Here is a 14,361-nt window from a genome sequence, read left to right as displayed (position 1 = left end):
TCGCGTCGAAGCTATCTTGGAGCCGGCTCATCCCTATGTGGACGTTGCCAGAGGACGATCCGCGTCAGCCGAGCTCAAGCGTAACCGGGCAGTGATCGGAGCCGGTGATGTCCGGAAGGATTGAGGCGGATTTCATGCCGTCTTTCAGGTCTTCCGACACGCCGAAGTAGTCGATTCTCCAGCCGACGTTCCTGGCGCGGGCGCCACCGCGGAAGCTCCACCAGGAGTAGGCCTCCGGCGTGTCCGGATGGAAATGCCGGAAGGTGTCGACGAAGCCACTGTCGAGCAGCTTGGTGAATCCATTGCGCTCCTCGTCCGAGAAGCCGGCGCTGAAGCGGTTGGCGGCGGGGCGGGCGAGGTCGATCTCGTTGTGGGCGACATTCAGGTCGCCGCAGAAGATCACCGGCTTGCCGAGCTTGCGCAGCTTGGCGAGGTAGAGCCGGAACGTCTCGTCCCATTCCATGCGGTACGGAAGTCGCCGTAGTTCGTTCTGCGCGTTCGGTGTGTAGACGTTCACCAGCCGGAAGTCGTCGAACTCGACCGTGAGCACGCGTCCTTCGCGGTCGTGCTCGTCGACTCCCATGCCCGCCGTGACCTCGATCGGCTTGTGGCGGGTGAAGACCGCGACGCCCGAGTAGCCCGGCTTTTCCGCCGAGTTCCAGAACGGATGGTAGCCGCCGAACTCGAGCGGCAGTTCGACCTGCTCCGGGCGTGCCTTGGTTTCCTGGAGGCAGAGGACGTCGGCGTCGCTGCTTTGGAGGAATTCACCGAGTCCCTTGCCGAGGCAGGCGCGGATGCCGTTGACGTTCCAAGAGATGAGTTTCACGGGCGCGAGCATGGGGCATGAAAAAAGCCGCGCAACCCGGGGCTGCGCGGCTTTTCGAAAAAGGCGGGAAGCTTAGCGCTTCGAGAACTGGAAGCGCTTGCGGGCGCCGGGGCGGCCGGCCTTCTTGCGTTCCTTCATCCGCGGGTCGCGGCGGAGGAAACCTTCAGGCTTGAGTTCCTTGCGGAGTTCCGGATCGAAGCCGGTCAGCGCGCGGGCGACCGCGTGGCGGATCGCACCTGCCTGCGAGTGCAGGCCACCGCCCTTGACGGTGACATTGAGGTCGAAGCGGTTGAGGAGATTCGCGGTCTGGAACGGCGCGAGCACCGCACTTTGCAGCGGCAGGGTCGGGAGGTAGTCCTCGAAGGGCCGGCCGTTGATGGTGATGGTGCCGGAGCCTTCGCTCATGCGGACGTGGGCGACCGAGGTCTTGCGACGGCCGGTGGCGGCGGTGGGCTGGGTAGCTGCTGCTGCGCTCATGTTCAAAAAAGTCGAATTGGGGATCAGGCGATTTCGTAGGCCTCGGGCGACTGTGCCTCGTGCGGATGTTCGGCACCGGCGTAGACCTTCAGCTTGCCCATCTGGGCGCGGCCGAGGCGGGTCTTGGGAACCATGCCGTGGACGGCGCGCTCGACGAGGAGGACCGGACGGCGCTTGCGGACCATACGCGGGGTCTCGACCTTCTGGCCGCCGACGTATCCGCTGAAGCTGGTGTAGATCTTCTCGCGCTCCTTGTTGCCGGAAAGGCGCACCTTGTCGGCATTGATCACGATGACGAAGTCGCCGGTGTCGATGTGCGGCGTGAAGATCGGCTTGTGCTTGCCGCGCAGAAGGCGGGCGGCCTCGACGGCAACCTGGCCGAGAATCTTGTCGGCGGCGTCGATCACATACCACTTGCGTTCGACGTCAGCGGGCTTGGCGGAAAAAGTCTTCATGATGGTTCGAGCTGGGCTTCGGCGCGATCCGGACCCCGAAAGCTGGTCCCCTGCGCGGAAGGGCGGGCAAACTAGGGAGCGCCCCCCGGGGTGTCAATCGGAAATCCGTGGAGAAATCGGGGGTTTCCGGCCAGGTTTTCCGACGGCAGGCGGGGTGCCCCGCGGGCGGGCTGCCGGGACGATCCCGGAAGCGGGTTCCCGGCGGAATCAAGGAATTTTTGCCATTGATCCTCAGGTTTCGATCCGCAACTCTCCGCCCGGCAGCATGCGCCAGTCGCGCCGGCTCGCCGATTTGATATGAGTAGCAGACGACCGAGAGGCAGAGGACGCAGACCCGGCGGACGCGGGCGCGGCCGCAGGAGGGACGATGACCGGCGGAACAAGTCAACCGATCCGAATGATGAGGAGAAGGCGGTTGAGGTCGAGGGCACCATCACATCCGTTCTGGCGGGAACCCAATTCCGGGTGGAACTGCAGAGCGGCCACGAGGTGCTCGCCCATATTTCGGGCAAGATGCGCAAACGCTTCATTCGTCTGGTCATCGGTGACCGCGTGAAGATGGAGATGTCGCCCTACGACGTCACCAAGGCGCGGATCACTTACCGCTTGGGCTGAAGCGGGCGGGGTGCTGCTCAGGCTTGGGCCTCGGTAAATGCCTCCAGCGCTTCTGCAGCGGTGGTCGCGCCGGATGCGCGGCGTTCGATGTCGATTTCGCCGAAGACTCCGGTCTGGCGGATCACGAACTGGTTCATCTTCATCAGTTCGAGCACCGCGAGGAAGGTGACGATGACTTCCGCCTTGGTGACGGCGTCCTCGAAGAGGCTGTCGAAGCGGGCTGCCTGCCCCGGGCCGAAGCGTCCGAGAAGCATCTCGATCTTGTCGGAAACCGTGTAGCGGTCGTCGACGATGTCACCGAGGTCGTGCGACTCCTCGAAGCGCTTCAGGACGTTCTGGAACGCGCGGATCAGATCAAAGATCGAGACTTCCGCAAGGGGTGGTGGCTCCGGATCGGTTTCCGGCTTCTCCGGCTTGAGCGCGAAACGGTCGGCCTGCTCGAGTTCCCGGCGGCTGAGTAGGCTGGCGGCGTCCTTGAACTTCTTGTACTCGATCAGCTGCCGGATCAATTCCCAGCGCGGATCGTCCTCGTCCTCCATTTCCTCCGGCGGCTGCTCCTGACGGGGCAGGAGGGTGCGGCTCTTCAGATACATCAGATTCGCCGCCATCACGATGAACTCGGCCGCGAGGTCGATATTCAGCATCCGGAACGTCTCGATGTACTTCAGATACTGGCTGGTGATCCGGGCGATTGAGATTTCCTGAATGTCGACCTCATCCTTCTTGATCAGGTAAAGCAGGAGATCGAGGGGGCCCTCGAAGATCTCCAGCCTGACTTTGTAGTCCTCGCCTTCCACGCCCGTTTGCTACGGAATCCCGTCCGGCTGCGCTAGGGAAATTTGGCCTCGCGTGGTCTCGAAGGCAGGGCTTTATTTCGGGGCGTCCCGCAGATCCTCAATGGAAGCCGAAAAGAGCCAAGAATTCAACCAGCGCCTGAGCCAGTGGATTGCCAGCCAGGGCTTCTGGTTCCAGCTTCGCCACTCGATGTCGAGCGGCGGCGGCTGGTCGATCACGCTGTTCCACCTGCTGCGGATGGCCTTCCGGGTACTGATCGTCGTCGCCCTTATCGGCCTGCTGTTTTTCTATTATCTGGTCAAGCGGGTGAACACGGGCGCCTTCCAGACCCAGATCCGCAGCGGGTTCGAGAAGGCGGTGGAGGCATCAGATGCCAAGCTTCTGGGGTTCCGCCGGATCCAAGGTCAGGCGATGGTCCGAAGGGTTGGCGCGACCGGCACGCCGGAGAGTTTCTTCCAATCGATGGAGGCCGGGAATCTGGTGTTCAATATGGGGATGCTCGACGGCCTGACCCAGAAGTGGGAGGCCGGTGTGATCCAGATGAACTGGCTCGATATGGAGCTGAGGGCCGGTGCGAATTCCGAAGAGGAGGCTTCCGCTGCGGCCGGTGCGTTTTTCGCAAATCATCCGGGATTCGAACTGCGTGGTCTCGATGTCAACAACGCCAGATTGAGCTGGGGCTATTTCGAAAGGGCTTATGGCGGGATCACGGGAAGCAAGCTGCTGGCGAACCGGACCGCCAACGGCTGGCGGCTGAGCTTTACCGGTGGAACGTTTTCCCAGAACTGGATCCGTCGTTTCGAGATTCAGGAATTGGTCATGTTCTGCAGCCGCGACGGGCTGGTGGTCGAAAAGGGCGTCCTCAAAGCCGGGAAGGGCACGGTGACGTTCGATGGCGTAAAGGTGAGCGGGGGTGAATTGCCCGAGCTCTCAGGAGATCTGGTTTTCGAGCATATTCCGCTTTCCGCACTTTTGCCGAATAACGCGCAGGAAGTCGTTTCCGGGACGATCTCCGGTCGCTTCGCTCTTGGCGGATCGACCAACTCGGCGGGTGGTGTGACCCTCAATGGAAAGGTGGACCTCGACGGCGAGGACATGATCTCCGTGCGAAGCGGGCTCCATCTTCTTGAGGCACTCGATGTTGTCGACGTATTCAACAGCTACAAGCGGGTCGACTTCGATCAGGGTGACTTCGAAGTCGATACGCAGTCAGGGACGATGACGATCTCTCAACTGAATCTCGAGGCACGCGGTCTGATGACGGTTCAGGGTCGGATTACCGTAAGGCGGCCGGATGCGGAGGAGCTTGAGAAGCAGTTCGGCATCACGGATGGATTGCCGGGCGTGGATAGCGGACTGGATGCGAAGCAGGAGAGCGAACTGCAGATCAGTCTGAAAAACGCCGGCGAGGCGTCGAAGGCGAGCGAGCCCGAGGAGGGTGCCGATCCCGAAACCTCGCGGTTCTTCTCCGATATGGCGGATACCCGTCGGCTTCGGCGGGAGGCGATGGACCGTGCGCGTAACCTCTATCTCTTCGATGGAGGTGTGCGCATGATGATTCCGGGAGATGCCTTCGAGCGGTCGCGGATTTTGCGCGAGCGCTTTCCAGTGGATCAGAGCACCGGGAAAATCGGTATCGACGTTCCGCTTGAGGGAACCCTCGCCAACCTGACTCTGAAACAGGCCGAGGAGATCCTGCGCTTGAGCAGTGACGAGTGAGCGGGGTGGTCCGGCCTGTCAGCCTTGGCTGGATTCCGCCGGAGCAAGGCCGAGGCTGGCGTAAATCTCGCGCGTCGCTCCGCTCTTGTTGAGCGTGTAGAAATGGATGCCGTCGACGTTCTGGTCGAGTAGCTCGACAATTTGTTGGGCGGCGTAGTGGACGCCGACCCGCTCGACAGCGGCGGGATCGCCTCCCGCCCGGTCCAGCGCGCGGAGAAGCTTTGCAGGGAAGCGGGCGCCGGCGGCGAGGTCGGCCATGCGGGCCATGCTCTTGAGACTCGTGACCGGCATGATTCCGGCGATGATCGGCACCTCGATTCCGCTGTGCCGGCAGCGGTCCCTGAAGTCGAGGAAGTCGTGGTTGTCGAAAAACAGCTGGGTGCAGATGTAGTCCGCGCCTGCGTCGACTTTTGCCTTAAGATGATCGAGCTCGATGAGCCGGTTGGGGGTCCCCGGATGTCCTTCCGGAAAGCCCGCGACACCGATGCCGAAGCCCCGTAGGTCCGGATGGCGACCGCTCTCGTTGAACCGGCGAATGAACGCGACCAGATCGGCAGCCTGCCGGAATTCCGAGTCGGACCAGTCGTAGTCAGGCCGGTCGCGTGGCGGATCGCCGCGAAGGGCGAGGATGTTCGAGACGCCCGCCTCGGCGTAGCGGGTCAGGATTTCGTCGATCTCCACTTCGCTGTGGCCGACACACGTCAAGTGGGGAACGGGAGGGATGCCAGTGGTTTCCTTGATCCGCACCACCAGATCGTGGGTTGCCTCCCGGGTCGTGCCGCCGGCGCCGTAGGTCACCGAGACGAAGGATGGCTGGTAGACCTCCAGATCGACAATCGTCTGGTAGAGTTCGTCCCAGGCCGCGTCGCTACGGGGCGGGAAGAACTCGAAGGAAAATGAGGGTCGCCTTTCGGCAAGAATGTCCTGAATGTGCATGGGCGGTGCGGGTCTGAGAATCCATGGCGGGTCCCGTTTCGGCCAACAAAAAAGCCCGACAGCGGGCGCAACCATTGGCGGCTCGGACGGTTTCCCTCTTGCGGTGCCTGAAGCCGCACCAACCATCACGTCCATGAGAACCGTTTGCTTTGGAGTTTGCGCGCTGATCCTCGGTCTACCTGCTTTCGCGGAGGGCCCGGATGGAGATCGGCCAGACAAGCGCGAGCGCCGGCCGGGAGGCCCCGGAGGATTCGGTGAGTTCATCCGGAATGCCGACAAGGACGGAGATGGTGCCGTGTCCCGCAGCGAGTTCGGGCAGCTGGAGAGGATTTCAAGTCTGCCGGAGGAGAAGCAGGACCAACTCTTCCAGCGTCTCGACAAAAACGGCGACGGGCAGATTCAGAAGAACGAGGTAGGCGGTCCGCCAAACGATCGCGGGAAGCGCCCCGGCATCGACTTTCCGAAGCTGGACACCGACGGCAACAAGTCGGTCTCGTTTGAGGAGTTTCTCAAGAGTCCTTTCGTCCAGCGCCTGCCTGAAGAGCGTCGGCGCGCCTTTTTCGACCGCCTTGACCAAAACGGCGACGGTGTCCTTTCGCCGGCAGATCATACCCGTGGCAAGGGGCGGTCGCCGGATGGTCGAGGGCCTAGGCCTGGTGAGCGGGGCGACCGCGGAGACGGAGGTCGTGGCCTTTCCGCTCTTGATGCTGACGGCGACGGCGCCGTGAGCTTCGAAGAGTTCCGCAAGTCCCCATGGCTGAAGAATCTGGGTGAGGATGCGCAGGAAGACCGCTTCGAAGCGCTGGACAAAGACGGCAATCAGAAGCTTGAGGGCGACGAACTCAAGCCGAAGCCGCCGCAGGAGCGCGGCGAACGCGATGGTGCGCCAAAGCGACGCCCGGCCCCGGATGGTGGCGGAGAAGCCTGATCCGGCGCTGCCTTCCGATTACTTGTAGGACCGGACGGAAGGTTTGACCGTCTCCCAGTCGAGTTCCTCTTTGTGGAGCGTCGGTGCTTCGCCGACCCCTTTGAACTCCCAGGCGGAGACGTGGCAGAACTGGTCGTCGTGGCGCTTCGCCTCACCGGGTGAAAGGTAGCCGGACTTCACCTCCTCGTCGGACTCGCTGTACTGGTGCTCCTCGCGGAAGTGGCCGCCGCAGGACTCTTCGCGCTCGCGGGCGTCAAGGCACATGACTTCGGCAAATTCGAGGAAGTCGGCGACACGACCGGCTTTCTCCAATTCCATGTTGAGGCCGCCTTCGGCGCCGGTGACCCGGACGTTCTCCCAGAATTCCTCGCGGATCGACGGGATTTTCGCCAGCGCCTCGTCGAGTCCCTGGCGATTGCGCGCCATGCCACACTTGTCCCACATCAGCAGGCCGAGCTCGCGGTGGAAGGAGTCAACCGAGCGCTTGCCGTTGATCCCGACCAGCGTCTTGGTGCGCGCCGTGGTTTCCTCGACCGCCTTCTTGAACTCCGGGTGGTCGGTGGTGACCGCGCCGGGAGTCTGCGTCGCGAGATACACCGCGATGGTCGATGGGATCACGAAGTAGCCGTCGGCCAAACCCTGCATGAGTGCGGAAGCACCGAGACGGTTGGCTCCGTGATCGGAGAAGTTCGCCTCTCCGAGTACGTGTAGTCCGGGGAGATTCGACATCAGGTTGTAGTCCACCCAGAGGCCACCCATCGTGTAGTGAACGGCAGGATAGATCTGCATCGGTGTCTGGTAGGGATTCTCGCCGGCGATCTTCTCATACATCTGGAAGAGGTTGCCGTAGCGGGCGCGGATCGTGTCCTCGCCGAGGCGCTCGATCGCATCGCGGAAGTCGAGGTAGACGCCGAGACCGGTCGAGGCCACACCGCGGCCCTCGTCGCAGACCTCCTTGGCCGAGCGTGAGGAGATGTCGCGTGGGGAAAGGTTGCCGAAGGACGGGTACTTGCGCTCGAGGTAGTAGTCGCGCTCCGAGTCCGGGACGTCCGACGGACGGATCTCGCGCTTGCGGAGTTTCTCGGAGGTCTCCTTCGACTTGGGCACCCAGATGCGGCCGTCATTTCGCAGCGACTCGGACATCAGCGTGAGCTTCGACTGGTAGTCGCCGCTGACCGGGATGCAGGTCGGGTGGATCTGCGTGTAGCACGGGTTCGCGAAAAACGCGCCCTTTTTGGCCGCGCGCCACGCGCCGGTGACATTGCAGCCCATCGCATTGGTCGAGAGGAAGAAGACGTTGCCGTAGCCGCCGGTGGCGAGCACGACGGTGTCGCCCGCGTGGGTCGAGATTTCTCCGGTAACCAGATCGCGGACAACAATGCCCTTGGCGTGGCCATCGACGGTCACCAGTTCGAGCATTTCGGTTCGCGGGAACATTTCCACGCCACCTTTGGCGATCTCCTTGTTGAGCGCTTGGTAGCAGCCGATCAGCAGCTGTTGCCCGGTCTGGCCCGCGGCGTAGAACGTCCGCTTCACCTGGGCTCCACCAAACGAGCGGTTGTCGAGCAGTCCACCGTATTCGCGGGCGAAGGGAACGCCTTGGGCGACGCATTGGTCGATGATGTTTCCCGAGACCTCGGCGAGGCGGTAGACGTTCGCCTCGCGCGAGCGGAAGTCACCTCCCTTGATGGTGTCGTAGAACAATCGGTAAACCGAGTCGCCATCGTTCTGGTAGTTCTTCGCGGCATTGATCCCGCCCTGGGCGGCGATCGAGTGGGCGCGGCGGGCGCTGTCCTGGTAGCAGAAGCACTTCACCTTGTAGCCGAGCTCCGAGAGGGTCGCGGCGGCAGCGCCTCCGGCCAGACCCGAGCCCACGACGATCACCGTGAACTTCCGCTTGTTGGCCGGGTTGATCAGCTTCGAGTCCTGCTTGTGCTTCGACCACTTCTGATCGATCGGGCCGGACGGTGCTTTGCTGTCGAGAATCGTGGACATGGGAGTTTAGCGGCCGAATTGGAAAACGAGGATGGCGATCGGGATGGAAACGAATCCGATCCAGATCAGGGCGGCGTAGCCGATGCTCAGCACGTTGAGAGCAGGGGCGGTCTTCTTGGAGCGAAGCCCGAGGGTCTGAAGCATCGCCTGCACCCCGTGGCTGAGGTGGGAACAAAGGAGGCTCATCGCGATCACGTAGAAGATCACCACCAGCGGGTTGCTGAAACCGGTGATGACCATCTGCCACGCGTCGAAGCGTTCCTCGCCGGTGGCGAGGAGGTAGTCGGGATCGACGAACGCCTCCGCCGGATAGCTGACCCTCACCGTGAAGTGGAGGAGGTGGAAAATCACGAACGCCAGAATCGTGAAGCCGCTCCAGATCATAATCAGCGACGATTTCGATGCCTGGATGGTTCCGGGGCACTCGTAGCTCTGGCGGGCCGCCTTATTCTGCCGGGTCAGCGAAACGGTGGCCGCGACGTGGACCGTCAGGCAGGTGAGCAGCACGATCCGGGCGATCCAGACGCCGGCTCCGTGCAGCATGTGGTGCAGGAAATCCGCGTAGTCATTGAAGGCTTCCCGTCCGACGTAGACCAGCAGGTTGCCGGCGAGGTGCCCGGCGAGAAAGAGGACGAGAACGAGGCCGGTGAGCGCGACCAGAAACTTGCGGCCGATCGTGGATTGCCAGACTCGCGTGACGATCGGGAAGCTGAATGCGGGTGAGTTCATGGGCGGGAGCGACGGGACACGGTGGCGCGTCTGCAGGAAGGTCTAGGAACGCCCCCCGAAACGCGCAAGCGGAGAGTCCCCACTTGACCGGAAATGCGAGGAAAAGGGGCGGGAATGCGGACTAGAACGGCTTCGCGAGACCGAGGAAGGCCGCGATGGCGCCAAGCACGAGGCAAATGCCCAGCAGCGCGCCGCCAGGAAGAGCCTTGCGACGGGCGATCGCGGGGGCCGCCCCGAGGACGAGCCAGATCACGATCTTGGCATGCCACCAGCCGCCGGTGCCGACCAATTTCTGGGAAAACAGCAGGTGGAGACCGAACAGCAGCAGGACGAGAAGGGAGACGCCGTGGAGGATCGCGGCCGCTTTGCGGTGGGTGTCGGATCCGGCGAGGCAGACCGCGCCGATGGCGGCAAAGACGCCGAAGGCGGCGAAAACGTGGAGAGCTTGGCTGATGAAAACGAACATGCGCGCAGAGTGGATCGGTTGAGGCGTCAGGCAAGGCAAACCAACCGCGGAGGCACCGTGGAATGATCGGAGTGGCTCGCCCGAAATTTCTGCAAAAATGGTATTGCACCGGTCCGGGGTGCCTCCTAGCGTCCGCGCACGCCGCAAGGCGGACTACCTTGGAGCGGTAGTTCAGTTGGTTAGAACGCTGCCCTGTCACGGCAGAGGTCGCGGGTTCGAGTCCCGTCCGCTCCGCCACTTTATCAGGCACCATCCTTTCGGGTGGTGCCTTTTTCGTTGGTGGTTGCGAGCCGTTTTGCGGCGGATCTCGAAGGGTTTTCGGTCTCAACGGGGCAGCCGGACTCCGGGGTGCATTTCTGCGTGCCTGCAGGAGAAAGCGACGTTTGCGTGGTCTGAGGCTGTGAGATTCCCTGTTGGCTTGGGCGAACCCAAACGCCACACTTGAGGAGAGTGGGAATTCTCCAGTTCCGTCCAACATGAAAAGAACCCTCGGTCCGGTCGCCGGCATCTCCTTGCTGCTGGGTGGCATCACCTGCGCGTCTCCTCGCCCGAACATCATCCTGGCCATGGCCGATGACATGGGTTGGGGCGATCCCTACTACAACAGCACCACGGTCACTTACGCCAACGGAACACCGCACCCCGACCAAGGCTGGATCAGCACTCCGACCTTGGACGCGATGGCCGCCAACGGCCTGCGTTTCGACCGCTTCTACTCGGCCTCGGCCGTATGTTCGCCGACACGGGCAAGTTGTCTGACCGGCCGCAGTCCGATCCGTGTCGGGGTGCCCAATGCCAACTCCGGCCGTCTCGGCTTCGACGAAACGCCGCTTTCGGAAGTGCTCTCGGCGGCGGGATACCGGTGCGGGCACTTCGGAAAGTGGCACCTTGGCTCGCTGACCACCCTCCGCAGCGATTCGAACCGGGGTGGCAACGCTGCCGTTTACTCCGGCCCTTGGCACCACGGCTACGACTTCTGCTTCGTCACCGAGTCGAAAGTCCCGACATACCATCCCTACCGGATCGCCAACAACAGCGCGAGTTTGCCCACCAGCTTCACCGACTCCAATTTCTACGGAACCCGCTATTGGCGGATGCCCACGACTTGGAACGAAAGCTCGGGAGAGGGGAAGGCCGTACCCGTTGGCGAAATCAACAACGCCGTGGACGGCGATGATTCGAAGCTTCTCGTCGATCAGGTGATCCCCTTCGTGCAGGATTCAGTCTCGGAGGGAGAACCCTTCTTCGTGGTCCTCTGGTTTCACACGCCCCACAAGCCCATGGTCGATCCCCAGGGTTCGAGCGGGATCGATTCGAGCGATGCCTTGCGCGATTCTATCGAAGACATGGACACCGCGCTTGGGCGTCTGCGCGATGAGCTCACGACCCTCGGGGTCCGCGACAACACGATGTTCTGGGTCACCAGTGACAACGGTCCCGAGGACAATGACGATTCGTTCAACGAGACGAGCACCGTCCGCTCGATCCGGTCGGGGCGCCGCCTCGAGCGTAAGCGGAGCCTCTTCGAAGGTGGAGTGCGGGTGCCTGGAATCCTCGAGTGGCCTGCCGCGATCAGCTCAGGGAGGGCAACGGGCTTCCCTGCGGTAACCAGTGACTACTACCCGACCATCCTCGACTATCTGGAGCTGAGCGTCCCGAATCAGAAACCCCTCGACGGAGTGTCCCTGCGCCCTCTCATCGAGAGCGGCTCGCAGACCCGCACGAAGCCGATCGGTTTCGAATACGCCGGCGCCAGATCGTGGGTGAACGAGCAATACAAGCTCATCGACAACGGAGGAGGTTGGGAACTCTACGACCTGATCAATATCGCCCCGGGAGAAGAGATCGAGCAAACCGCGACCGCCACAGCCACCAACATCGGTTCAAAGTCCCAGGCCGTTCAGGACATCTACAACACGATGCTTGCGGAGTACGCCGAGTGGACCGCGGACGCGAGCGCTGACACGCCCTACGTTCATAGCTCCCAGCCGACCGCTGCTCTGAGCACTCCCTCGGGGAGCGTCCCCGGGCCTTTCGCCGTAACCGCGACCTTCAGCGAGCCGGTGAGCCAGTTGAACGCAAACGAGTTTGTCGTGACGGGTGGCTCCGCCTCAGGACTCTCCGGTGGCGGAACCACGTGGTCGGTCACGGTTTCACCCGCGATCAATGGTGTCGTGACCATCGACCTGCCCGAAGGCTGTGCAATCGATGCGGACGGAAACCCGAATGCCGCGGCGGACCAACTCAGCGTCACGGTTTCCAATCCCGATGCACCCGACGTTGCCCTGTCCACTCCGGACGATCCGGTTGTGGGAAGTTTCACGGTGACGGCGACCTTCACCGAGGATGTCGTCGGACTCGATGAGGCCGACTTTGGGGTGACCAACGGCACCGCAACGAATCTCTCGGGAGGGCCAGCGGTCTATACGGTAACCATCGTTCCGGAGTATCCCGGAACCATCGCGCTTCAATTGCCAAGCGACGCGGCGCAGACCGTTGGAGGTTTCGGGAGCAACCCCTCCAACAGTCTTAGCGTCACCTATGATCCGCCGGTTGATCCTCCGGTGAGCTACGGTCTCGTCGAATTCCAGACGGTCGATGTCAATGGTGACTTCCCGGCCGACGGTTCGAATAACATCGACAAGTTTGATGTCGCCGGAAGCAGCAGCGGCACGGTGGCCCCTTTCGACACCACCACGTATGTCCGGGCAAGCGCTTCCGGAACGACCGCAAACTTCCCGCGTCGCGCCCAGCTGCTGCTCCAGTTCGACCTCGCCGCTCTGGCTGCCAATTCGACCATTGCCGACGCCCAACTCGAGTTCAGCGCTTACTCGCTCAACGATCTCACCAACTCGGGTAACGATCCGGATCTCTTCGTCTCACAGGTCGCGGATGATTGGTCACCCGCCGGAGGAGGAGCGCTCGATCCGGACTACAATCCCGCAGTCGTCGGCTCGCCCGTGAACGCAGGAAAGGTCACCAGCGGAACCGGAACCGACCTCTACACCGGTGGGGGATTCGTGCCCGGAACCTACCGCAACAGCACTCCCTACTCGATCGATGTGACCGACATCGTTCGGAGCTGGCAAGGCGGCGCAGCGAATCATGGATTCCATCTGGAACTGGGCAACACGATCTCTCATGACCAAGGGTTGGGCATCGACCCCGCGACGCTTGCGCTGAAGGTGACCGTCGTCAGCAAGGCGACCGTCCTTCTCTCGACGCCTGCCTCACCCGTATCCGGACCCTACACGGTGGATGTGACGTTCAGCGAATCGGTTGCCGGCTTGGAGGTATCGGATTTCTCGATCACCAACGGGGCTGCTTCTGGCCTGACCGGTGCGAGTGGCAACTATTCGATTCTCGTCACGCCAGAAGCCGATGGAGAGGTGACGGTCGTCTTGCCCGTCGATTCGGTCACAACCCTCGCGGATGGCATCGGAAACGCGGAGTCCAACACGCTGATCACGGACTATGTCGATCCGGTGGCCAACGCTTTGCTCAACTTCAGGAATGGCGACCTGAACCTGCCAGTCGGAGTCGTCGGAGGCACTGGTGATGGCGCTGCAGCGTTCTCGTTCGATCCGCTAAGCAACGAGGTGCTCTACAACGGAACCGGGACCGGCCGCGGTAGCAATGAATGGATTGAGGCCGGATCGACCCGGGGTTTCACCTACAGCCCGGACGGCGGAGCGGGTGGGTCGGGGGACGGGGCGTTCATCGAGGACACGGCGCTCTCTTTCAATCAGAAGCCTCGGGCGGTCTTCTATTTTGTCGATGATGACAAGCAGTCGACCGGCCTTCTCGAGTTCGGCATCGATGTCTTCTTCGAGGACAACAGTCCTGCGAATCCACTTCAGTTCCTGATCGAACTCTATGGATGGGATGACGGGCAAGCAGGGCCTGCACTGAGCTGGGGAGGGCCGAATGCCAACGATCCCACCTACAACGTGACCGCCCTTGGCGATGCAGTCACGATTCTGAGTAACCCGGTCCTTGCCTCCTCCATCGCTGCGGGAACCTGGCAGACGGTTTCGCTGGGCTCTGCCGATGTCGGGTCCGGCTACGACAACTACGCCTGGAGAATCGGGGTGCTCGGTGCCACGGATGGCGATACGTTTGGCTTCGACAATCTCACGGTGTCGACGGGGGCGGCACCGGAGGCCATCAGAGTCACGTCGATCACCCGGGCCCAAAACGGCGATGTCACGATCGCGTTTGTTGCGGAATCGGGCAACGTCGATGTCTACCGGTCGCCGGATCTCATGAACTGGGGTGTCCCGATCGCCACCAACGTTCCTTCGGGTGACTTCTCTGACACTACGGCTTCCGCGTTGGTCAGGGCGTTCTATGTACTCGTTCCGGCCGGGGCTGCGTTTCCCTGAGACTCCGTCAGGGTGACGGCATTCTGGGAGGGACC

Annotated in this window: 12 protein-coding genes and 1 tRNA gene; 5 read left to right on the top strand and 8 right to left on the bottom strand. The window is 62.3% G+C overall.

The window, feature by feature from the left end; all coding sequences use genetic code 11:
* Nucleotides 1-64 precede the first annotated feature (64 nt).
* The 3 genes from HAHE_RS21285 to rplM form a co-directional block, all read right to left on the bottom strand.
* Complete coding sequence (locus tag HAHE_RS21285; protein WP_338687345.1) at nt 65-826, bottom strand: exodeoxyribonuclease III; 762 nt, start codon at nt 824-826, stop codon at nt 65-67.
* A gap of 72 nt (nt 827-898) precedes the next feature.
* On the bottom strand, nt 899-1,303 hold the full coding sequence (rpsI, locus tag HAHE_RS21280; RefSeq protein WP_338687344.1) for a 30S ribosomal protein S9: 405 nt from the start codon (nt 1,301-1,303) through the stop codon (nt 899-901).
* A 23-nt stretch (nt 1,304-1,326) separates the two neighbouring features.
* Nucleotides 1,327-1,758, bottom strand: a complete 432-nt coding sequence (rplM, locus tag HAHE_RS21275; RefSeq protein ID WP_338687343.1) for a 50S ribosomal protein L13 — start codon at nt 1,756-1,758, stop codon at nt 1,327-1,329.
* A gap of 297 nt (nt 1,759-2,055) precedes the next feature.
* On the opposite strand from rplM, the gene infA reads away from it, so the two are divergent.
* Entirely contained in the window at nt 2,056-2,373 is a 318-nt protein-coding gene (gene infA, locus HAHE_RS21270; RefSeq protein WP_343218191.1) for a translation initiation factor IF-1, read from the top strand.
* A gap of 17 nt (nt 2,374-2,390) precedes the next feature.
* On the opposite strand, the gene HAHE_RS21265 is transcribed toward infA, so the two are convergent.
* Nucleotides 2,391-3,170, bottom strand: a complete 780-nt coding sequence (locus HAHE_RS21265) for a segregation and condensation protein A (RefSeq protein ID WP_338687342.1) — start codon at nt 3,168-3,170, stop codon at nt 2,391-2,393.
* Nucleotides 3,171-3,270: 100 nt separating this feature from the next.
* On the opposite strand from HAHE_RS21265, the gene HAHE_RS21260 reads away from it, so the two are divergent.
* Nucleotides 3,271-4,887, top strand: coding sequence for a hypothetical protein (locus HAHE_RS21260; protein WP_338687341.1), 1,617 nt, complete (start codon nt 3,271-3,273; stop codon nt 4,885-4,887).
* 18 nt (nt 4,888-4,905) lie between these two features.
* On the opposite strand, the gene metF is transcribed toward HAHE_RS21260, so the two are convergent.
* The gene (metF, locus tag HAHE_RS21255; protein WP_338687340.1) at nt 4,906-5,823 is read right to left on the bottom strand and encodes a methylenetetrahydrofolate reductase [NAD(P)H]; all 918 of its coding nucleotides are present in this window, start codon (nt 5,821-5,823) and stop codon (nt 4,906-4,908) included.
* 133 nt (nt 5,824-5,956) lie between these two features.
* Here metF and HAHE_RS21250 point away from each other — a divergent pair, with 133 nt between their 5' ends.
* Nucleotides 5,957-6,751, top strand: a complete 795-nt coding sequence (locus tag HAHE_RS21250) for an EF-hand domain-containing protein (protein ID WP_338687339.1) — start codon at nt 5,957-5,959, stop codon at nt 6,749-6,751.
* Nucleotides 6,752-6,769: 18 nt separating this feature from the next.
* Here the strand turns inward: HAHE_RS21250 and HAHE_RS21245 are convergent, their stop codons facing one another.
* The 3 genes from HAHE_RS21245 to HAHE_RS21235 form a co-directional block, all read right to left on the bottom strand.
* Complete coding sequence (locus HAHE_RS21245; RefSeq protein ID WP_338687338.1) at nt 6,770-8,746, bottom strand: fumarate reductase/succinate dehydrogenase flavoprotein subunit; 1,977 nt, start codon at nt 8,744-8,746, stop codon at nt 6,770-6,772.
* A 6-nt stretch (nt 8,747-8,752) separates the two neighbouring features.
* Entirely contained in the window at nt 8,753-9,475 is a 723-nt protein-coding gene (locus HAHE_RS21240; protein WP_338687336.1) for a succinate dehydrogenase cytochrome b subunit, read from the bottom strand.
* Between the two features lie 121 nt (nt 9,476-9,596).
* On the bottom strand, nt 9,597-9,941 hold the full coding sequence (locus HAHE_RS21235; RefSeq protein WP_338687334.1) for a hypothetical protein: 345 nt from the start codon (nt 9,939-9,941) through the stop codon (nt 9,597-9,599).
* 160 nt (nt 9,942-10,101) lie between these two features.
* Between HAHE_RS21235 and HAHE_RS21230 the strand changes: the two genes are divergently transcribed.
* Both HAHE_RS21230 and HAHE_RS21225 read left to right on the top strand, forming a co-directional pair.
* A tRNA-Asp gene (locus HAHE_RS21230) sits at nt 10,102-10,178 on the top strand.
* Between the two features lie 239 nt (nt 10,179-10,417).
* On the top strand, nt 10,418-14,326 hold the full coding sequence (locus tag HAHE_RS21225) for a sulfatase-like hydrolase/transferase (RefSeq protein ID WP_338687333.1): 3,909 nt from the start codon (nt 10,418-10,420) through the stop codon (nt 14,324-14,326).
* The last annotated feature ends 35 nt before the right edge of the window (nt 14,327-14,361 follow it).

The organism is Haloferula helveola (assembly GCF_037076345.1).
Taxonomy (GTDB): domain Bacteria; phylum Verrucomicrobiota; class Verrucomicrobiia; order Verrucomicrobiales; family Akkermansiaceae; genus Haloferula; species Haloferula helveola.
The sequence above is the reverse complement of the archived record's forward strand: the minus strand, read 5'-3'. Positions and strand labels throughout refer to the sequence as shown.